The organism is Phycisphaeraceae bacterium (assembly GCA_019636555.1).
GTDB lineage: Bacteria > Planctomycetota > Phycisphaerae > Phycisphaerales > UBA1924 > JAFEBO01.
Genome location: JAHBXH010000001.1, coordinates 942990 through 963492 on the forward strand (window position 1 = coordinate 942990; position 20503 = coordinate 963492).

14 protein-coding genes are annotated in these 20503 nt (G+C 62.9%); 9 read left to right on the forward strand and 5 right to left on the reverse strand.

Annotation, left to right across the window (positions count from 1 at the left end; all coding sequences use genetic code 11):
* Window positions 1–17 precede the first annotated feature (17 nt).
* Window positions 18–1340, forward strand: coding sequence for a DUF4340 domain-containing protein (locus KF691_03920; protein MBX3388584.1), 1323 nt, complete (start codon window positions 18–20; stop codon window positions 1338–1340).
* A gap of 63 nt (window positions 1341–1403) precedes the next feature.
* Here KF691_03920 and KF691_03925 read toward each other — a convergent pair whose 3' ends face one another.
* Window positions 1404–1793 (reverse strand): integration host factor subunit beta, encoded by a 390-nt coding sequence (locus tag KF691_03925; GenBank protein ID MBX3388585.1) that lies wholly within the window; start codon window positions 1791–1793, stop codon window positions 1404–1406.
* Window positions 1794–2186: 393 nt separating this feature from the next.
* Window positions 2187–3065: a hypothetical protein gene (locus tag KF691_03930; protein ID MBX3388586.1), complete on the reverse strand. Its 879-nt coding sequence runs from the start codon at window positions 3063–3065 to the stop codon at window positions 2187–2189.
* An 85-nt stretch (window positions 3066–3150) separates the two neighbouring features.
* Between KF691_03930 and tsaB the strand changes: the two genes are divergently transcribed.
* The 4 genes from tsaB (at window position 3151) to KF691_03950 (ending at window position 7158) form a co-directional block, all read left to right on the forward strand.
* On the forward strand, window positions 3151–3891 hold the full coding sequence (gene tsaB, locus KF691_03935) for a tRNA (adenosine(37)-N6)-threonylcarbamoyltransferase complex dimerization subunit type 1 TsaB (GenBank protein MBX3388587.1): 741 nt from the start codon (window positions 3151–3153) through the stop codon (window positions 3889–3891).
* 135 nt (window positions 3892–4026) lie between these two features.
* Complete coding sequence (locus tag KF691_03940) at window positions 4027–4686, forward strand: response regulator (protein MBX3388588.1); 660 nt, start codon at window positions 4027–4029, stop codon at window positions 4684–4686.
* A gap of 1 nt (window position 4687) precedes the next feature.
* Window positions 4688–5965, forward strand: a complete 1278-nt coding sequence (locus KF691_03945; GenBank protein MBX3388589.1) for an HDOD domain-containing protein — start codon at window positions 4688–4690, stop codon at window positions 5963–5965.
* A 68-nt stretch (window positions 5966–6033) separates the two neighbouring features.
* The gene (locus KF691_03950) at window positions 6034–7158 is read left to right on the forward strand and encodes a GAF domain-containing protein (GenBank protein MBX3388590.1); all 1125 of its coding nucleotides are present in this window, start codon (window positions 6034–6036) and stop codon (window positions 7156–7158) included.
* 20 nt (window positions 7159–7178) lie between these two features.
* On the opposite strand, the gene KF691_03955 is transcribed toward KF691_03950, so the two are convergent.
* Complete coding sequence (locus tag KF691_03955; GenBank protein MBX3388591.1) at window positions 7179–11549, reverse strand: hypothetical protein; 4371 nt, start codon at window positions 11547–11549, stop codon at window positions 7179–7181.
* A gap of 261 nt (window positions 11550–11810) precedes the next feature.
* On the opposite strand from KF691_03955, the gene KF691_03960 reads away from it, so the two are divergent.
* Window positions 11811–12350: an ArsR family transcriptional regulator gene (locus KF691_03960; protein MBX3388592.1), complete on the forward strand. Its 540-nt coding sequence runs from the start codon at window positions 11811–11813 to the stop codon at window positions 12348–12350.
* A 50-nt stretch (window positions 12351–12400) separates the two neighbouring features.
* Complete coding sequence (gene tmk, locus KF691_03965; GenBank protein ID MBX3388593.1) at window positions 12401–13135, forward strand: dTMP kinase; 735 nt, start codon at window positions 12401–12403, stop codon at window positions 13133–13135.
* 1 nt (window position 13136) lies between these two features.
* On the opposite strand, the gene KF691_03970 is transcribed toward tmk, so the two are convergent.
* Window positions 13137–13565, reverse strand: a complete 429-nt coding sequence (locus KF691_03970; protein MBX3388594.1) for a hypothetical protein — start codon at window positions 13563–13565, stop codon at window positions 13137–13139.
* Between the two features lie 253 nt (window positions 13566–13818).
* Here KF691_03970 and KF691_03975 point away from each other — a divergent pair, with 253 nt between their 5' ends.
* Window positions 13819–15438 carry a hypothetical protein gene (locus KF691_03975; GenBank protein MBX3388595.1) on the forward strand — a complete coding sequence of 540 codons (1620 nt, stop codon included), beginning with the start codon at window positions 13819–13821 and terminating at the stop codon, window positions 15436–15438.
* 121 nt (window positions 15439–15559) lie between these two features.
* Window positions 15560–17155, forward strand: a complete 1596-nt coding sequence (locus KF691_03980) for a DNRLRE domain-containing protein (GenBank protein MBX3388596.1) — start codon at window positions 15560–15562, stop codon at window positions 17153–17155.
* Window positions 17156–17308: 153 nt separating this feature from the next.
* Here the strand turns inward: KF691_03980 and KF691_03985 are convergent, their stop codons facing one another.
* Window positions 17309–20488: a multidrug efflux RND transporter permease subunit gene (locus tag KF691_03985; protein ID MBX3388597.1), complete on the reverse strand. Its 3180-nt coding sequence runs from the start codon at window positions 20486–20488 to the stop codon at window positions 17309–17311.
* Window positions 20489–20503 lie beyond the last annotated feature (15 nt).

Below are 20503 nucleotides of genomic sequence, written 5' to 3' on the forward strand. Positions count from 1 at the left end.
CGGAAGAGGTTGGAATCATGAGCGGAACCAAATTGCGAAATCTCGCGATCGCGACGGCGATTATCGTGGGCGGCGCCTTCTTTGCCGTGAAGGGGCGTCGCGGCAATTCCCAAATCCCGGTGCCGGGCGCCGCGATCCCGGGGCTCAAGGAAAAGATCAACGACGTCGCTTCGGTGACCATCCTGAAGAATTCGGGCAGCGTCACACTCGCTCGAACCGGCAGCGGCGAGAACGCGGCGTGGACTGTCGTCGCCAAAGACGGATTCCCCGCGGACATCGAGCGGTTGCGCTCGACGCTGCTTCAGCTCGGCAATCTCGAACTCTCGGTACCACAGACCTCCAACGCCGAGTTCTATCCGAAGCTGGGCGTTCAGGAAGTCGCGGTTCTTCCGAAAGATGCCGGCGATGCCGCAAAAAAAGCAGCGGCGCCCGGGGCGCTCGTCGAACTCAAGGACTCCGCGGGAAGAGCGATCGGCTCGCTGATCATCGGCAATGCCGCGGACATCGGAAACGCCACGCTCGAGCGCCCGATGGAAACAGGACAGTTTGTCCGCCGCCCCGGTTCGACGCAGTCGTGGCTGACGCGCGGAACGGTCTACGTCGATTCCGAGCCGATGAACTGGGTCGACAAGAAAATCGTGAACGTTCCGCGCGAGCGGATCAAGGGTGCGACAATCCGGCGCGTCGCCGGAACGGGTCCTTCGTCTCCGGATGGACACGCCGAACCGGATCTCTCTCTTTCGCGCCCCGACAGGGACGCGGCGGCTTTCACTGCCGCGGGGATGCCGCCAGACGCGCAACTGAAGCCCAGCGAAGCCGTCGATCAGCCGGTGCAGGCGATTTCATTTCTGTCAATGGAGGATGTCATGAAGGACCCCGGTGGCGTGATCGGCAATCCCGATCCCGCCGCGACCGGTCCGAACGCGGCGCATCCGGTGGTCGCACAATTCGAGACATTCGACGGGCTGGTCGTGACCGTCAAGACCGGATTTCGCGACGGCAAATGGTGGGCGCATGTCGAGGCGGAAGCGGCGGCAGACGCGTTACCTTCCGAGTCCAAGAGCGCGGCGGAAGTCGACAAGTCGGCCGAAGAAAAGAAGGTGGACGCCGCGAAGCAAGCCGCGGAGATCAACAAGCGCACCTCGGGCTGGCTCTTCGCGATCTCCCAATACGACGCGAAGCGGCTCAGCGCGCGGCTCGATGAAATGATCGCGCCGCCTCAGGTTGAAGAGAAGCCTCCTTCGGTCGGCCCATCGGCCGAACCACCATCACCGGATCGCGGAACACCGTTGCCGCCAAAGCCGTCCGCACCGGAGTTCCCCGCGCCGAACCCGAAGTAGACAGCGTCGGCTGCGCGCCGGCGGAATCGCGAAATAATCAAAGACCGCGCCGTATCGCCGGAATCAGGCCTCGATCTTGGCGCCGCTGAAGCGGGGCTTCGAGACAACCACGCTGCCGATGGCGGGGCCGGACGACGATGCAACCGGCGCCGGCTTGGATCGGGTAGCTGGTTCCTCGAGGCTCTCGCGCATCAGACGCCCGATCTTGAACTTGACGGTGCGCTTGGCCGGAACCTCGACCTTTTCGAGAGTCTTCGGGTTTTGTGCCGAGCGCGCAGCGCGGTTCTTCACTTCGAACACCCCGAAGTCTCGAAATTCAAGACGGTTACCGCGCTGAAGCTCGTTGATGACCTGATCAAGAAACTCCTGCACGACCAGTTTCACGGTCGGCCTTTTGACTTTGGCTCGGGTGGAGATGTAATCGATCAAATCTTTCTTGGTGATCGTTCGCATGGCACTTTGTTCCCGCGAATGCTCTCGAACGTCTGACTCGCGTGGCATCGTTGCCGCGCTGTTGCTCTACGTCCAACCCGCGTCGAGAAGTTTTCCCCGAGTCGGCGCGTGGTTGGGCGCGCCGGCGCGGCAAATGCACCGACTCCGTTCAAAGCTCGAGCAGAACCGATTGTGAAGATGAGAACCGCGACCCCATGGCTCTTCCTCCAGAAGCAGCCCATGCGGAATGTAGGAATGCAAACTGCATGACGTGCCCCTGCGCAACAGTATCCGCGATCAGTCGAGTGACGTCAAGCGAGATTCACATATGGAACACGCGAGCGTGAATGTTTTTTGTCTCCACAGAAATGTGGAAAAACGCGTTCCCCGCCTTGACAAATGGGTGTCCACCGATCAGAACCGGATCACGGCGCCGAAGAAAAGCCCTGCGAGGCCGCCGTTGTAGTAAAACTGCTGGGAGCCTTCGCCGTTGCGGAATTCATTGAACAAGTTGCGATAACCAAGCTGCACTCCCACATTGGGAAGCGGGCGCCACATGAAACCGACGGTGATATCCCAGCTCCACGCGTAATTGCTGTTGCCGCCCGGCCAGCCTCCGACGCTCGTTTCGAGGTCGATCGAAAACTGTTCGGCGATATCCATCGAGCCTTTAATGCCAACGATGGCTTGGCCGAAGAATTCGCTCTGACTCGAAGCGAGTGCACCCTGGGAAAAATCGAATTTCACGTCGTCCAGTCGAGCACCGCCGAAGACTTCGAGGCGCCCGAGAAACTGAACCGCGTCGTTCGGCTCCGCCTTGCGCTTCCAGAACTCATACCCCACGACCGGGACATATTCATTTTGCTCGAGTTTGGAGTAGACCTGGTTGCCCGGCGCGAACACGACCGAGCCGAGTTGTCCGGGCACGCTCATCGTTTGCAGCCGATTCTGCGAGAAGAAGAACGTGCCGAAGCTGAAACGCCAGTCTCCGGTGCGGAGGTGCAATTCGCCAGCAGGGGTTAGGCGCGGGTTGTCCAGATGAAGATCGTTGATCTGAACGGTCGAAGCCCCGGCGGGCGCGCCCGCGATGCGCACTTTGCCGCTCGCGCCGGCATACCAAGCTGAGGGTTCGAATTGAAAGCGCCACTCCGGCTGCGAAGCACCGAGCGGCTGCGGCTTGTCTTCCTGCACGGGGGGTGGTGTCGCGGAAAGCGTTTCCTGATCCGGCTCCGCATTGCAGAGAGGGTGAAAGATCAGTGCGGCAAGCAAGAAGGCGATGACTGCGCTGCGCATTCGCGGCTCCGGGTGCGTGGATCAAAGAACGGTCGAGCACAGCGTAGCCGATTCGGAGCTCAGTCCGGGGCCACTAGGCTTGCGGATGGACGCCGCGGCGGACACGATTCTCAGTCTCTCCATCGAGTCGAGTAACCCCTCGGCTTTGGAAGATGGAGTGAATGGCCCGGGTGTAGCGCTCGCCAGGATACTTCGTACAGCGGGCCGCTTCGAAGTCTCGGGAACAATTCTGACCGAGCCGTTACGTCGAGAGACCGGGCGCGATGACGATCTCCTGCCGGCGATCGACCGGTTGTTTCGCAACGCAGGGGCTCGTCCCGAGCAACTCGGTCTGGTTTCGGTTTCAGCCGGGCCGGGCGGTTTTACCGCGCTTCGGGTTGCCGTCACAGCGGCAAAGATGCTTGCGTACTCCACTGATGCAATGTGCGCCAGCGTGCCGAGTGCGTGGGTCGCGGCACACATGGTGAAATCTTCCGGTCGATTCGCCGTGCTGCTTGCCGGCAAGAACGACAGCGCGTTTGCAACTCTGTTCGAAGCCGGCTGGGAGCGCAGACTTGGGGACCAAGCGCCCGCGACGAAGCTCGTTCGAGCGGAAGACGTGGCCGGCCTGAACGTCGGATTGATCGTCGCGGATAAGTATCTGCCTGAGGCGATTCGCGCAGCCGCCGCGGCGCTGCACATCCCGGTAGAACATCCTCGGTTTCGTGCAGCTTCGTGCCTGGAGTTGGGGTGCCTGATTGTTCCCGGAGGCCCGGAGTCATTGAACCCGATTTATCCCCGCGAACCGGAGGCCGTGACACAGTGGAAAGCCCGCAATCAGAAGTAGGTTGAGCGCAAAAAACGTGCCTGATCACCATCGCCCCCCGCATATCTCCACGAGATTGCCTGAAGTGACGTTCATCCGAGCCCGATGAGTCGGTTTGGGGACGTTGCTAGAGGCTCTCGATCTCGGGAGGTCGTGATGGATCTGTCCGATCATGCCGCCAACTCGGAATCGCAACCAGAGGCCTTGAGCGCCAAGCGCATTTTCACAACGGGCGAGGCCGCGGCGATCTGCAAGGTCAGCCAGCAGACCATCATCCGTTGCTTCGATGCGGGAAGGCTGACGGGATTTCGTGTTCCGGGGTCCAAGTTTCGGCGCATCCCTCGCGACGAACTGCTGCGGTTCATGAAAACAAGCGGCATTCCAACCGACGCGCTCGGGAATCCGTCCGGTGCGCACGACGAGCGCCGGCGCGTGCTCATCGTGGATGATGATGATGCATTCCTGCGGCTCGCCGAGCACGCGCTCTGTCGCGGCGGATTTGAAGTGCGCTGCGCCGCCACCGGATACGACGCCGGGCTGCTCACCGAAAGTTTCCGGCCGGACGCGATAGTGCTCGACCTCATGCTGCCCGACGTCAGCGGGAGCACCGTGTGCGCACGGGTGCGGGCACGCGAAGACCTTCGCAATTGCAGGATTCTCGGCGTGACGGCTTCGGCAAACGAAACGGACATCCGCGCGATGTCTGCCGCAGGGATCGACGCGATGCTTCTCAAGCCGTTCGAGCCCTCGGCCCTGCTGAAGAAGGTTCAGGACTTGTTCCAAGTGTCGACGGGGACTGTTCGCGCGGCGGCCTGAGATGGCGGATTCCGGCAACCACATCGTCGGCGGGCGCGAATCCGAACAGGCTCGGATGATTCTCCGTCAGGTTCAGAGTCTTCCGCCGCTCGCGCCGGTTGCAAGCCGGTTGCTTGCCCTCCAGGACAGCGCGAAAGTGGACCTCGCGGAGATTGCGAGCCTTGTCGAGACCGATCCCGTGCTTTCGGGTCGGATTCTGGGGCTTTGCCGCAAAGCAGACAGGGGCGTCGCGGAAAAGATCACGTCGGTGCGTCGGGCGGTCGTGCTGGTCGGGATCGGCGCTGTTCGCGGCGCCGTGCTCGGCGCGAGCGCCTTTGGAGCCTTTGGCGTCGACGGCGACAAAGCCGAGGGCGCATTCGATCGTGCCGGATTCTGGAAGTACTGCGTGTGCGTGGCGTGCACGGCCGAAATGCTCGCATCGAGCAACCGCGCGGCGCTGCGGATCGCGCCCGAGGAAGCGTTTGTTGCCGGGCTGCTCCACGCGATCGGCAAGCTCGTTCTGGATCACGCGCTGCCCAAGGCGTACGGGAAAGTGATCGAGCTCGCCCGTCATGAATGCGAACCGAGTGCGACGATCGAACGCCGCGTTCTCGGAGTGGACTATCACCGCGCCGGGAAGGAACTGGCAGATTTCTGGAATCTCCCGGCGGCCCTGGCTGAGGTCATGCTCCTCCACGCGACGCCCTTCGAAGAGCTTCCGGAGTCGGAAAACAAGGCGATGGTGGGGCTCATCTCGGGAAGCGCCGCGTTCGTTCAAACGCTGGGGCTTGGATGGAGCGGCGATTTCGCTCTTCCGCCAAAGATCCCGATTCTGCTCCCCGCGGCCAATATCCGGCCGCCGGAAATGGCGGAGTTCGGCGATCGTCTCCTGCGTGCCGTAAGCGATCGCCTCAGCGCGCTCGGGCTCTCGTCTGTCGGCCCCGCAGGTCTCGCGATCGAGTCGATCATGGAAGCCACGCGCGAAAACCGCACTCTTCTTCGGACCGTTCGGGATCTTTCGTTCGCCATCCGCGGGCAACTTGCGCCGGACCAAGCGCCCGTCTCTCCGGAAGCACGCATGCTGGCCGAAGCCGGAAAGCGTGCCAAGCAGAATCTCTCGATCGTGACGTCCAAGACGCAGCTCCTGGCGATGAGGCTGCACGACGCTCGCGACCGGGCTGCTGCGGCGGCGATCGTCGAAGCATCGCGGGAACTTGAATCAATTCTCGAATCTGCCGTGCGTGGAACGGGCGGGTCGTTCCATGAAACTGCGATCAACTCGGTCGCTCCGCACCAGTGAAGCAAAAGTCGGGCCTCGGGTGCGTCGAAAACCATGTGCGGACCTTTCCGCACCAGGACGTACCGACAATGGCCGCACGCAAAACCAAGCCGGGTAAGGAATGCGAGAACAGCCAAACCACGATGAGGCGTGAGCAGGTCGTGCTCGTCGCTCACCCGGTGCGGGCGCGTCGCGACGAGGTCATGCGCGTCCTCTCGAAGCAGGGCTATGACTGCCGCGCGTTCGGATCGGCGGAGGCCGCCGACGATGCCATCGTCGAGGGCTTGGGCTCCATCCTTCTGATGGCGGATTCGATCGCGGACCAGATTCTTTCGGCGCGCTCCGTCGAGACAGTTGTGCTGCTTTGCGAAACCGTCGACGCGAAATCGGCGCGCCGCGCGATCGAACTTCGCTGCGACGACTTTGCCGATGAGCGACTGGAATTGAATGAGTTCGTCGCGATCGTGGAGAGGGCCGCGGCCGCGCGCGGCGCTGCCAGCGCGCGGGAGCGCCGGCTCCGCGGTCTCTGCCGAAAGCTGAACGCCTCGCGCCGCGAACTCTCGAAGGAACTGACGCGGCTGTGCGCCGAGATGACCGAGTCGTACGCCGAGCTCGCGGGCACAATCGATACGGTCGCCATGGCGGGAGAATTCACGGGCCTGATCCGCCAGGAGATCGAGCTCGAAAGCCTGATGCGCACCAGCCTCGAATTCATGCTCGCCAAGTTCGGCTCCACCAACGCGGCGCTCTTTCTCCCATCAAGCAGCGGCGACTGGACGCTCGGCGCCTACGTGAATTACGACCGGGCGCGCGACTCGGCGGAGATGATGCTGGATCACCTCGCCGACACGGTTCCGGGCCGGATGGATGAGATCGGTTCGACGGTGCTCCTCGAAGGCGAAGCGCAGGTCAAGCGGGCTCTGCCCGGCGCAGCGGAGTGGCTGGGCGACTGCGCCGTGCTCGCCTCTCCCGCGGTGCACGAAGGAGAGACCCTCGCGTGCATCGTTCTCTTCCGTGATCGGACGTCGCCTTTTCCCGAGCACGCTCGCCAGTCACTCCAATCGCTCTCGAAGATCCTCGCCAGCCAGTTCGGCCGGGTGATCAAGGTGCACCACCGGCACCTTCCCAAGGAGGAGTGGGCGAGTCCCGGGGATCCCTTCCCCACCCACAGCGAAGAGCTCGAAGATCAGGACGATTGCGATCTTCTCGGCTGAGCGGAAGCCCCAGATGCCCGCTACTTGGGTCGCTTGAAAATGTCCTTGATCAGATCGACAGCCTTTTCGGGGTTGACGTTCTTGATGAAGTTCTTGCCGAACATGGCCGCGTCCGGCGCTGCCTTGGTTTGCCCCATCGGTCCCTTGAAGCGAATCGGAACCATCGTGGACTGATTGATCATGTTGCCCGCGGTCCCGACCCCGGGAATCCGATTGAATACTCCCGCAACGTCTTCGACGAGCTGACCGACCGGAACCCAAGCGACCATGTCCACGTAGCTCTGCGGCAGATCGACCGTTCCCTCGATGTCCATATTGAACTCGCCCATGGGAAACGTCCAGCGCGGATAGGTGATCACCCCGTCGGTGATCGAAAGGTTCAATGGCTTCAGGCGCTGAAAAATCTTTCCTTGGTCCTTTGTCTTGATCGCCCGAAGCAGCGCACCGAACGTGCCCGACGTCTTGAATCTCGCGTCCCCGGGGTCGATGTTCAGCGTGCCGTTGAGCTTGGCGGTGTTCCCGTCGAGCGGTATCGCGAGCTGAGGCGACGAGATCACCGCCTGCTTGTCTTCATAGCGTTTTTCAACGTCCGCGATCATCGGCAGGACATCGGACAATCGCTTCTCGAGCCCCAGATCCACGCGACGGAGCGTGATGTTGAGCGGCGCGACCAGCACGCCGTTCTGCGCATTTCCCTTCAGCGACATTTCCGCGCGGGGGCGCTGCGTCGTCGCACCGTTCTCGGAGACCGCTCCTGTTTCGGTGCTTTTCGCGCTGAACGAAACGCTCCCGCCCGCCTTCGAGAAATTCTGCGCATCGAGCGCGACGTTCACGCTCGGGCCGAGGATCTCGCCGGGCAATCCGTTCTTGACGCTGAAAGCATCGACAAGTGCCGACGGCAAGGAGCGGATATCTCCCTTCGCCGTGATGATCGGATTCGAAGCCTCGATCAATCCCGTGGGTGTCGAAATCCCGGAGATCGTTCCCTTGATCGTGCCGCCGCCCGGTCCCGATTTCGCGGGATCGGGCACGACCGCGAGTTTCCCGAAGCCGAGGTCAAACGCCAGCGAAATCGGCTGCCCGGGCGATGCCGGCCCCGACAGAACCTTGAGCACCGCGTCGCCCATCTGGGTGCGCACGCTGCGCGAATCGACAAGTTCGAGCGAAGGAAGCCGCGCCGTCGCGTCGAGCGCGAAAACCCCAGGAAACGCCGGGCCCTGGATCCCCCGTTCCGTGTTCGTCCGGGCGATCACCGCTTTGGAAACCACAAGCTCGGCACGCGCAGGAGCCGCCAGGCTGAGATCGGTGTCTTGTTTTCCCTGTCCCTTCCCGAGAACAAATCGGTCGAACCACGCAGGATCAATCGTCCATGTGATCGGTTCAGGAGATTCAAGTGAGAGCCGATCGCCCTCCGCTCGAGCGTGCAACGGCTTCTTGATCTCGAGCCGTTGCGATGCCAGCGTGATGTCCGCGGCGAGGTCCGCTTTCGAAAACGCTTCCGCGACTCCGATCGCTGCGCCGCTCGGTGGCGAAATCCGGGTTGCGGCCCTGATCGTCGCGCTCGGCCCGAGTGCGCCCGACACGAGCAGAGGTTGCCCGAGAGCGCGATCCAGTCCCGCCGTGTTCATGCCGCTCAATCCCACTTCAACATTTGCCGGCCCCGCGAGTGTGAGATTGGCTCCGAGCGGGAGCGTCGCTTTCGCATCGAGGTTGCCCATCGACGATCCATCCGCGGAAAGCAGCACGCCGCCCGCGCTGGCCGCGGCTTGCCCGCCCGAACCCTCGCCCAAAGCCGAAAGGGGCATATCCGCTTGAATCGCAAAGTCTTGGAGGCCGTATGCCTGCGCACCGGATTGCACGATCGCCTGGCCCGGGATCGATGCCTTTGCCTTCAGCACACCCGCTTTCGCAAGAACGGGTGAGCCCTCTGCATCGAGCGGAACACTCAACGGTTCCGTGGAAAACGAATAGGAAACGGGCGCGCGCAGCCGCGGCTTGTCCGCCGCGTTGCCACTCACGAGCGCGTCGAGCAACCCCGGTGTGAGCGTGCCCTTGCCGGTCGCGATCGCGACAATCGCCGACGAATTGATGTCTGCATTCACCCCCGCGCTGGTGCGAGCCCCCTGAACGTTTGCTTTCACCGACATCGCCTGCGCATCCGCGCCACGCGAAGAATCGAGCGAGATCGTGACCGTATCCCCGACGGCCTCGCGGACCAGAGCGCCCATTGTCGTAGCGGACTGCGCCGATCGAGGGAGTGCATCAGCCAGAGTCGCCGGCAAACCGGAGACCTCCACGTGCCCGAATGCAAGGGCCGGACCCAGCTTTTGTGCGAGTCCCGCGCCGCCTCCCGGCTTGGGCGCGCCGATCGAGTCGAGCGCGTGCGGCAACGAAAGATCGGCCGCGATCTTCACAGGTGCGCCGTCGGTTGATGCATCTGAATCGACCCGGACGACCGCCCCCTTGCCCGGGGCGAGCGCGACATCTGCGTTCAACGCACGAAGGTCGATCGCGACGGGTCTGCCCCTGACCTGGTCTTTTCCGGGCGGGACCTGCGCGGTGAGCGACCAGCCGCTCAGCGTGGCCTTCGCCTGTGCCGCGAGTTGATCGAGCTTTGGCTTGCGCGTCCCCGACTCCAGCGGCAGATTCAGCGACGTGACGTCCAACGACAACTGGCCGCTCGGGTTCGCGAGTGAGAGATTCGGGCTCTTGAGCGTTCGGGCCGCGATCGCGCCGGCGTTTGCGAGCCGAAGCGAAATCCCCTTGCCGCGTGCCGCGAGTGCCTGATCAGTCACACGCAGTTCCGCGATTGCTTCGGCGGACTGTGCGCGCGCATTCACATCCAGGTCGATCACGCCGCTCTCGGTCTTTGCGGTCAGATCGACATCGGCGGTTGGGCCGATGTCGCGCGGCAGATCGAGCGCGACTCCGGACGATGCCAACGCCCCCGAAACGATCGGCTGCAGTATCCCCGTCGCGGCGCCGCGGAGCGCGACGCGCCCATCGATCGCACCGGGCAAGCCAGAACGTGGAGCGCCATTCGCATCGAGAAGCCCCGAAGCAGAAATATCCGCCTTGAGGTCGCCTCCCGAAGCGGTGTTGCCGCCGGTTGCGATCGTCGACTCCGCGTCCGCCGTCACGCGAACGACCCCGGCAAGATCCTCGCTCGCGAGTGCGGCCTTAAACGCCGGAATAGAAACCTTGGACGGGGGCTGGCCTTCTCCAAGAGCAATCGTCCCGGCAGTATTCGCCAGCGTTGCCGTGCCGCGCACGCGCGCATTTCGCAGATCGAGACCGGCCGTCGGCAGCTTGAGCGAGAGTTCTTCGATCTGGAATTCCGTGTCCGGTGCCGACGTGACGACGAACCCGCCGGTCGAAGGAGGGACGTAGTTGTCGAGGATCGCGCGCGTCCCGGCGCTCGTGATCTTCGCGTGCGCGGGTTTCACGAGCGACACCACGCCGTCCTTGAGCGCGAACTGCGCATTCGCTTGCGCGCCTGCGCTCCGCAGGTTGAGCGAAGCATTCCCTCCGCCGAAGTCGCCGCTCGCCTGCGATTCGATCGAAACCGTTTCGCCGAGGATGGATTTCAGATGGCGCTCCTGCCCCGTCGCGGTTGCGACAAGCGCATCGACGAGCGCGACCGAGAGATCATCCATCTTGACCGACGCATTCACTTTCGGCGAGTTTTTCGCGAGGCTCGCGCTATCGAGATGAATGCTGCCGTCGGGCTGTACCCAGTTCTCGACCTTGACGTTCGCGGAAATCGGAGACGCACCGGACTTCGCATCAAAGTCGATCGTCAGAGGCTCGCCGATCCGGATGTTCGCGACGGTTTTCACATCGCGTAATTCGGCGACAGTCGCGCCAGCCGCGTCGATCACGCCGACCTTACTCAGACTCATCTCGATCCGGGCCTGCAGGTCTTTCGGCAGTGGTATCCGGTCGGTTGTGACCGAAACTGTCGTTCCGCCGCTCGTCGGCTTCGGAGCCGATGCCCCGGCGCCTTCTCGAAGCTCGGCATCGCCCGTTATCCGGATCGTTCCGAGGTTGTACCAATTGCCCGCGAGCGCGAGCAGCCCGCGATCGATCGAAACGTTGAGGTTTCCCGCCGGTTTCGCCTTGGCGTCCGTCAGCGCGAGCCGCACCTGCTGATCACCGAACCAGCCGAGCGACGACGATGCGATGGTCGCGTGCACGCGATCCGAGTTCAGCACGGTCCGCCCGTTCAGAAACGGCGACGCCAGACGAGGCAAGAGCGCCACGATCACCAGCAGGATCAGCACAATCCCGCCGAGGACCATCAGGATGCGCCGCCCACGTCCCGCGCGTTTCGCGGGCCGATCGAGCAACGCCGCGGATTCTTCCGAACTCAAGCCCGGTTCCTTGTTCATGCCATCCACTCCTGGTGGGCGAGGCGCCACACCTCCGAAAGTATTCGATGCGGCCCACGGCGCCACGCTCCGATCAGGATTTCATGCCGACGACCTGCGCAACGGCTTTCGTGAAAAGACTTTGCGTCGCGGCTCATTTTCAATCGTTTCTGAAACTTTCGCTATACTCATGTCGTACGACGTCGGGCATCCCGAGGGCGATTCATGCAGCCAGCACAACTCAGAGAGGCTCAGGATCGATTTGTGGCCGTTTGGGGGCAAATGGGAAGTGCCTGGGGCATCAGCCGCACCATGGCGGAAGTGCATGCTCTGCTGTACATCACGGGCGAGCCGCTCTGCACCGATGACATCATGGAGCGCCTGCAGATTTCTCGGGGCAACGCCAGCATGTCCATGCGCGCTCTGCTCGATTGGGGCATCGTCGAGCGCGTGCATCGCCGGGGAGACCGAAAAGAATACTTCAAAGCAGAGGGCGAAGTGTGGGCAATGTTCCGCGCGATCGTCCGAGAGCGCATGAAGCGCGAAGTCGATCCGCTCCGTGCCCAGCTCTATGAGATCCGCGATCAGACCGGCGAGCGTGCCGGACGCGATCCGAGCGCCGACCTGCTCGCGCACAACAAGCGATTGGATGAACTTCTCCGTTTCTTCCAGACGCTCGAAGGTGTCTCGAACTCCTTCGTCAGCCCCGCCGGCAAGGGGCTTCAGGCCGCGGCAAAAATACTCGGCTACATCGGCGGCGCGAGCGGAGCGACGAATCCCGCGCCCAGCCGGGATCAATCCGATACGAAGGAAGCGGGTTGATCGAGACACACGGTCGAGAATTCACGCGACCGGCGGCTACACTCGACTTGATGCCGCAACCGACCAATTCCGGCGCAGAAATCAACGAATCGTGGCCGATCGCGCTCGCCGGAAAATTCCTCGTCTTCGAAGGGCCCGACGGCTCGGGCAAGAGCACCCAGATGAAGCGATTGACCGACGCCTGTCAGTCGCGCGGCATCCAGGTGACCACCGTCCGCGAGCCCGGCGGCACTTCGGTCGGTGAACAGATCCGAAGTGTTCTGCTCGATCCATCATCCACCATGACTCTCCGCTGCGAGATGCTGCTGTATATGGCGAGCCGAGCGCAGCTTGTCGAAGAAACGGTGAAGCCCGCCCTCGCCGCCGGCCATCTTGTCATCGCCGATCGCTTCCTGACTTCAACTTTCGCGTATCAGGGCGCCGGGGGAGGCTTGCTGCCGGAGGACATCCGCGCTGTCGGCAAAGTCGCAACGCTCGGTCTGTCGCCCGATCTTGTGCTGATCTACTACGTCGATGTCGAAACCGCAACCGCGCGCACGCGCGGCGTGCCTGTCAACGCCGGCAAGAAAAAAGCGGCGCAGGCCGAGGCCTTGCGGGGCGTGACGCTTTTCGATGACCGAATCGAGCAGCGCTCCGACGATTTCCGGCGCCGCGTGCACGAGAGTTACCTTGCTCAGGCCAAGGCCGATCCGGCGCACCACGCGCTCATCGACGCCAAGGCAAACGCGGATCAGGTCTGGGAAGCGACGGTTCGCGAACTCGGTTCGCGATTTCGCACCGCCTGACTTACGGCGCCCGGTAATACCCGCGATACGGCCGGTAGTAGAGCACATCGTTCGGCCGACGGAACACCGTGACCGTGTTCGCGGTCGATGGCAGAGTGAACTGATACTGCCAGTACAAAGAAGGCGGTTCGGCCGACGCGTAGTACGACAACGGCTCGCCCGGCGGCCCCGTCACAACACCGAACGCTCCGTCGTTGCGATCAAGGTCGGCGTGATACTCCGCCATCGCGAGCGGCGAATCGTTCACCGAGTCGGCCGGCAGCACGCCGGCCCACGCGGTGGAATGAGACGGACCCGGACCTTCGGGTGCGCTCGCGAGCGTCGCCCGTGGAGTGCCTTGCTCCGTGTAGCGGACCGATGTGCACGCGCCAAGCGATGCGGACAGCAGGGCCGTGCCAACGAGCGCGCCATGACGACTCTTCTTGATCACGATTCAAACTTAACCCCATTCTTCAGTTTGTGGCCACAATTCGCTCCAAAAGCGATTCGGTTCGTGCCGTTTGCGCGGTGTTTGCGTCCGTGTTCGCAAGCTGCTGGGTGGGCGCGCCCCACTCTGAAGAAACATTTAGGGACCGATATCGCGGACGGCACTGTGCATTTCCGCTGGTCGTGTTAGCCTCACGTTGTTGCCGATCGCTCGGCGCGAGCGGTGGTGCGGCGAAAAAAAATCAGGAGAACGACCAATGGACACACGCAAGCGGAGTGGAATGTGTGCATTTGTGGTTGCGGGTCTGTGCGGTTCCGCGATCGGGTCTGCCGCGTCGGCGCAGATATTTCAGCGCGCGTACGGAACGCCCGCCCAGGAAGTAGCGCTGGACATCACCGATCTCTACGACTGCGACTACGCGACAGTCGGAATCCGTTCCGTCGCGGGAATTCCGAGCGCCATCCAGGGAGTGCGATACAACTCGGATGGGAACATCCTCTGGAGCAAGCAGTATCTTCTCACCCAGGGCAACAACGCCGGTTACACGCTCGTCGAGGCCGGCGACCGCGCTCTGATTTTCGGATGCGAGTCGGCGTTCGGAGGCGTCGCCGTGGGCAAACTCGTGTTCCGGGTGACGCCCGCAGGCATCCCGATCTGGGGAACGCTCCTGCAGGGAACTCCCTTCGTGCCTTCCATCGCACCCGCCGCGGGCACGCTGGGCGTCAGCGTCCGCGAGATCTTCAATAAGCAGATCGCCTCCGTCAATCGCCAGGTCGGCGCGCTCGGAGTTTCGAGAGTCGGGGTGCTCACAGTCCAGACCGCCGCGGGCATTCTGGTGATCGAACGCGCCTACATCCCGCCGGGCTCCGATGCCTCGGAACTCGATTTCTCCGAAGTGCGACAGGCCAGGTTTCCCACCGGCTCAAACGATCTTCTGATCGTGGGCAACATCCTCGATGTCACGGTCGGAAGATACGGCGCATTCGCGATGCGCACCGATTCCGCCGGTAACATCATCTGGGCCCGCGAGTATCTGCATCCCTCCGCCGGAATCAGCATCACCGCCGACGGCTTTGCGCTCGACGGCGCGGGAGACCTGATCTTCAGCGGCAGGCGCGGCCCGGCGGTTCCCGGCCAGCTGTCTCCCTCGGATCTCATCGTCGCGAAGCTCGACCATCTCACGGGAGCGCCCATTTGGGCGCTCGATGTCGATGGTTTCACCAACGGATATCAAGCCGTCATCTTCACGCCCGCACGTACCGCCGTGATCGCCGGCATGGTCTCGCCCGGAGCCGCCGCACCGATCAACAGCGCCTCGCTCATCGAAGTGTCGGGCGCCGGCGTGTTCATCCGCCAGCAGATCTACGGGCCGTTTGTCGCGGGCTTCAACGTTCGAGGCGAGGGCGTCACCAATTGGCGCCCCTGGGGCGGATACGCCATGGGCGGCGTGACCAACGACATCGGCGCCGGCGGCAACGATATCTACTTCGTGAAGACCTACACCGACTTCACGAGCGGTTGCCGCGAACGCATAGTTGATCCTGTCAGGAAACCGGTCGCGCTCGCGGTGAAAACACCGGGAATTCAGGTTGCCTCGAGCGATCTTTGGCAGCCCGTAAACGTCCCTGTCAACGACATCACGATGCTGACGACCACGCCTTGCTTCACCAAGCGCTGCGTCGGCGACCTCAACGGAGACGGCTTCGTCGACGACGACGACTTTGTGATCTTCGCCAACGCCTACAACACGCTTATCTGTCCCACAAACCCGGCTCTCTACTCCTGCTGCCCGGCGGACTTCAACGGAGACGGCTTCGTGGATGACGACGACTTCGTGCTCTTTGCCAACGCGTACAACGCTCTGCTCTGCCCATAAGGAACCCGCATCTTTGCGGAATCGCACTCGCCCGGCCCCTAGAAGGCCGGGCTTTTTCTTTTTGACGGTATATTGAGACGAGCAGGCCGAACGTTCTGAAAATCCGGCCGTAACTCACACCATGCTCCGCGCTTGCTTCTCAACCGCCGCCCTCGCCATCGTCTGCGGATTCTCGCGCGGCGCTCCGCCCGACCACATCGTCATCGTCATCGAGGAGAATCACGGTCTCTCTCAGGTCATCGGCTATCCCGGCGCGCCATACCTGAACCAGCTCGCCGCGAACGGCGCACTCTTCACCGATTTCTACGGTCTCACTCATCCGAGCCAGCCCAACTACATCCACTTCTTCGCCGGCGCTTCCCTGGGCGTGATCGACAACAGCGTCCCGGCGGGCACGCCGTTCACCACTCCGAATCTCGGCGCGAGCATCATCGCTTCCGGTCGCACATTCGCCTCCTTCAGCGAGGATCTCCCGTACGCCGGCTTCGACGGCGCCACCTTTGGTGCCTACGCACGCAAGCACAACCCCTGCGCGAACTGGCAATCCGCCTCACCAGGCCCGAATCAGCTCCCCCTCGCGGCAAACCAGCCCTTCTCCGCATTTCCGTCCGATTTCTCGAAGCTCCCGTCTGTTTCCCTCGTCGTTCCCAATCTCAACAACGACATGCACGACGGCACGATCGAACAGGGTGATGCCTGGCTCGCGCAGCACGTCGGCCCGTACGCGCAGTGGGCGATGAATCACAACAGCCTGCTCATCATCACCTGGGACGAAGACGCCAACACGCTCCGCAACCAGATCCCGACGATTCTCTACGGCCCGATGGTGAAGCCCGGCGTCTACGCCTCAACCTACACGCTCCACAATCTTCTCCGCACCGTCTGCGATCTCTCCGGCGCCGCACCTCCTCTGAACGCGCAGCTCGTTTCGCCCCTGGCCGGCGTTTTCGCTTCCGATCCCAACATCCAAAGCATCAGCATCCGCCGCGGCACAAGCGGCGCGCTCGTGAGCGACACTTATCTCGACGCGGCCGTTCCTTCCGGCTCGCGCGCCACGATTTCTCCCATTCTCATCGATAGCTCGCCCTCGATCACGCAAGGCCTTGTCCGTTTCGACGACTTCGTCGGCCGCGGCATCGGCCGGGTGCCGCCCGGTGCGCAGGTCCTCTCCGCCAAACTCAAGCTTCTCACCGGCCCCGCGACAAACGATCCGACCGTCAACGGCATCCTGCTCTACCGCATGCATCGAACGTGGAACGAGAACTCCACCTGGAATTCACTCGGCGCGGGCGTGCAATTCGATGGAGTCGAGGCGGCGCCGAGCGCCGAATTCGCCGTTCTCCCCAACGTGCTCGATGCCTGGGCGGTCTTCGATGTGACCTCTTCCGTGCGCGACATGGTTGCGAACCCCGCTTCCAATCAGGGCTGGGTTCTAGCGCCCACCGGCGGCGACGGCTGGCGTTTCCTCTCGAGCGAAGCCGCCGTCGTCTCCGATCGCCCGACACTGGAAGTCACGTTCGTTCAGCCCGTCTGCGACGGCGATCTCAACGGCGACAGCTTTGTCGACGATTCCGACTTTTCGCTCTTCGTGCAGTCATACGACGCGCTCGTCGTGCCGCCCGCCTCGGCCTTTGCGGATTTCAATCGCGACGACGCGGTGGACGATGCCGACTTTGTCTCGTTCGTCGTGGCGTACGAGACGCTGCTCTGCGACTAGTGTGCCGCTGCAGCGAAATCGCTTTTCGTGCGATTGCGATGATCGCTTCCAATGGAACCTTTCCGTAGGGGCCCGAGCGCAGCAAAGGGCCATTGCGCACGACACCGCCCGTCGCACTTCAATTTGTCATCGCCACATCGAAGGCGATCTGCTCTAGTGCGACGTCGGACTCGGAACCGAACTCGGTGCCGAACTGGGCGCGATCCCGCCTTTCGCTCTCCCGTGCTTCTCGAACAGTTTTTCCGCTGCGGCCTGGATGATCACAAAGAACACCGGCACGAAGAAAATCGCCAAAAAAGTCGCCGCGATCATCCCGCCCAGGACGCCCGTCCCGATCGACTGCCTCCCCGCGGCACCCGCCCCGCGCGCGATCGCCAGCGGCACAACACCGAGAATAAACGCGAGGCTCGTCATGATGATCGGCCGGAATCGGAGCCTTGCCGCGTTCACCGCCGCCTCGATCAGCGGCTTGCCCGCCGCACGCTCCATCGCGCAGAACTCGACGATCAGAATCGCGTTCTTCGCCGCCAGCCCGACCAGCGTCAAGAGCCCGATCTGGAAATAAATATCATTCGGGAAGTTCCGCAGCCACACCGCGACCAGTGCCCCGAACACGCCGATCGGAACCGCGAGCAGCACCGCGAACGGCAGCGACCACTTCTCATACTGTGCCGCGAGCACGAGGAACACCACGATCAATCCGAACCCCACAACGATCGGCGCCTGATTGCCGGCCTTGATCTCCTGGAAACTCGCGCCCGACCATTCATATCCGTACCCCGGCGGCAGAACCTCCGCCGCAACTTCGCGCATCGCCCGCATCGAGTCGCCCGTGCTGAACCCTGCGCCCGGCGCACCGGTGATCTGCACCGAAGGAAATCCGTTGAACCTCGCCACCGTGTTCGGGCCCGATTGCAATTTCAGCGAGATTACCTCCGACAGCGGCACGATCCCGCCCGTCGCATTGCGCACATAGATCTCTGTGATCGACTGCGGCGACTTGCGGAACTGCGGCTCGGCCTGGAGCTGCACGCGCCAGATCCGCCCGAACTTGTCGAAATCGTTGATGTACAGCGCGCCCAAATAGGCTTGCAGTGAGTTGAAAATGTCCGTGAGCGAAAGGCCGAGCATCTTCGCCTTGTCGCGATCAAGGTCGACAAAGAGCTGGGGCGTGTTCACGCGCAGCGTCGCATTCAGGCCCGTGATCTCCGGCCGCTTCGCCGCCGCCGCCATGAACTGCTGCTCGACCGCCGCCAAATCACGCACGTCGCCCGCTCCCCGCGCCTGCAACTGGAATTCAAATCCGGCGCGCTGGCCAAGGCCCTGAATAGCTGGGGGGTTGAACGGAAGCACGACTCCCTCGCGGTTGCTCGCGAAGTGCCCGTACACCTTCCCGATCAGCGCTTTCGCCGATTGATCCGGTCTCGTGCGCTCAGCCCACGGCTTCAATCGCGCGAACAAAATCCCTGTGTTGGTGCTGTTGATCCCGCCCGCGAGAAAATCGAACCCGCCCAGCATTACCGTGTGCGCGACGTTCGGGTCCTGCTTCAGAAACGACTCAACCTCCGACGCCAGCTTGTCCGTCCGATCGATCGAGGCCCCGTCGGGCAGGATCATCGCGACGATGATGTACCCCTGGTCTTCATCCGGGATGAATCCGCCCGGCACGGTCTGGAACAACCGATACGTCACGAACAACAACCCGCCGAAGATCAGCAGCGTCACCACCGCGAGCCGGATCGACAGCTTCACCGTGCTCGAGTACGCGTGCGTCAATCCGTCGAAAGCCTTGTTGAACCACCGGAATAAAACAAACTTGTTCCCGTGCCCAGGCTTGAGCAGCAGGCGGCACATCGCCGGGCTCAGCGTCAGCGCCACCAAACCCGAAATCGCGACCGATACTGCGATCGTCACCGCAAACTGTCGGTAGAGCTCGCCCGTGAGTCCGCCCAGAAACGCGACCGGCAAGAACACCGCGCTCAGCACCAGCACGATCGCGACCACCGGCCCCGTCACCTGCTCCATCGCCTTGATCGTCGCCTCGCGCACGGGAAGTTGCTCGTCGTGCATGATGCGCTCGACGTTTTCCACCACCACGATCGCATCGTCGACGACGATTCCGATCGCCAGCACCATCCCGAACAGCGTCAGCGAGTTGATCGTGAACCCGAGCGCCAGCATCCCCGCAAACGTCCCGATGATCGCGACCGGCACGGCCACGAGCGGGATGATCGTCGCCCGCCAGTTCTGCAGGAAAATGAACACGACAAGGATCACGAGAATGCCCGCTTCGAACAGCGTGTGCACCACGCTCTCCATCGATGCGCGGATGAACTGCACCGTGTCGTACGGGATGAGCCATTCCACCCCCTTCGGGAACGACCGCTGCGCATCCCGCATCGTCGCCTCGACCGCTTCATACGTCGAGAGCGCGTTCGCGCCGGTCTGCAGATAGATCAGGATGAGCGTCGTCGCTTTCCCGTCGAGCCGACCGAACAGGTCGTACGTCTGGCTCCCGAGCTCGACCTTCGCCACGTCCTTCAGCCGCAGCATCGAGCCGTCGGGGTTCGCGCGCAAAATGATGCTCTCGTAGTCCTCCGGGTTCTCGAGCCGCCCGCGTGTCAACACCGGCAGCGTCAACTGCTGATCGGCCGGCCCGGGCCTCTGGCCGATGCGTCCCGCAGGAAACACAGCGTTCTGATCGCGGATCGCTGTCGCGAGGTCCGTTACCGTAAACGCCTTCTGCGCCAACCGGTCCGGATCGACCCACACGCGCATCGCGTAGTCCTTGCCTCCGAAAATCGTCGCGTCGCCCACGCCCGGCACGCGCTTGATCGCATCGAGCAGATTGATCGTCGCGTAGTTCGACAGATACACATCGTCGTACTCGCCGTCCTCGGCGCGCAGCGCGACAACGGCGAGCAAGCTCGTCGATGTCTTCGTGACCGTAATGCCCTGCCTCACCACCTCCTGCGGCAGCCGGGGCTGCGCGATCGCCAACCGGTTCTGTACCTCGACCGCCGCCAGATCCTGATCCGATCCGATCTCAAACGTCGCCGTGATCTTCAAGACGCCGTCGTTGCCCGACTGGCTCTGGTAGTAGATCAGGTGCCGCGCACCCGACAACTGCTGCTCGATCGGCGCCGCCACCGACTGCGCCACCGTCTCCGCGCTCGCGCCCGGATACGTCGCGCTGATCACCACGCTCGGCGGCACGATCTCCGGAAACTGCGCGATCGGCAGGCTCCGGATCGCCACCACGCCAAGAAGCGTAATCAAAAGCGAGACCACCGTCGCGAACACCGGCCGATCGATGAAAAACTTGGCGAACATCAGCTTCCTCTCGCT

What these genes read in the sequence shown, in the direction of transcription:
- KF691_03920 (MBX3388584.1), top strand. Translation starts at nt 18, where the DNA reads ATGAGCGGAACCAAATTGCGAAATCTCGCGATCGCGACGGCGATTATC.
- KF691_03925 (MBX3388585.1), bottom strand. Translation starts at nt 1,793, where the DNA reads ATGCGAACGATCACCAAGAAAGATTTGATCGATTACATCTCCACCCGA.
- KF691_03930 (MBX3388586.1), bottom strand. Translation starts at nt 3,065, where the DNA reads ATGCGCAGCGCAGTCATCGCCTTCTTGCTTGCCGCACTGATCTTTCAC.
- tsaB (MBX3388587.1), top strand. Translation starts at nt 3,151, where the DNA reads ATGGACGCCGCGGCGGACACGATTCTCAGTCTCTCCATCGAGTCGAGT.
- KF691_03940 (MBX3388588.1), top strand. Translation starts at nt 4,027, where the DNA reads ATGGATCTGTCCGATCATGCCGCCAACTCGGAATCGCAACCAGAGGCC.
- KF691_03945 (MBX3388589.1), top strand. Translation starts at nt 4,688, where the DNA reads ATGGCGGATTCCGGCAACCACATCGTCGGCGGGCGCGAATCCGAACAG.
- KF691_03950 (MBX3388590.1), top strand. Translation starts at nt 6,034, where the DNA reads ATGGCCGCACGCAAAACCAAGCCGGGTAAGGAATGCGAGAACAGCCAA.
- KF691_03955 (MBX3388591.1), bottom strand. Translation starts at nt 11,549, where the DNA reads ATGAACAAGGAACCGGGCTTGAGTTCGGAAGAATCCGCGGCGTTGCTC.
- KF691_03960 (MBX3388592.1), top strand. Translation starts at nt 11,811, where the DNA reads ATGGGAAGTGCCTGGGGCATCAGCCGCACCATGGCGGAAGTGCATGCT.
- tmk (MBX3388593.1), top strand. Translation starts at nt 12,401, where the DNA reads ATGCCGCAACCGACCAATTCCGGCGCAGAAATCAACGAATCGTGGCCG.
- KF691_03975 (MBX3388595.1), top strand. Translation starts at nt 13,819, where the DNA reads ATGGACACACGCAAGCGGAGTGGAATGTGTGCATTTGTGGTTGCGGGT.
- KF691_03980 (MBX3388596.1), top strand. Translation starts at nt 15,560, where the DNA reads ATGCTCCGCGCTTGCTTCTCAACCGCCGCCCTCGCCATCGTCTGCGGA.
- KF691_03985 (MBX3388597.1), bottom strand. Translation starts at nt 20,488, where the DNA reads ATGTTCGCCAAGTTTTTCATCGATCGGCCGGTGTTCGCGACGGTGGTC.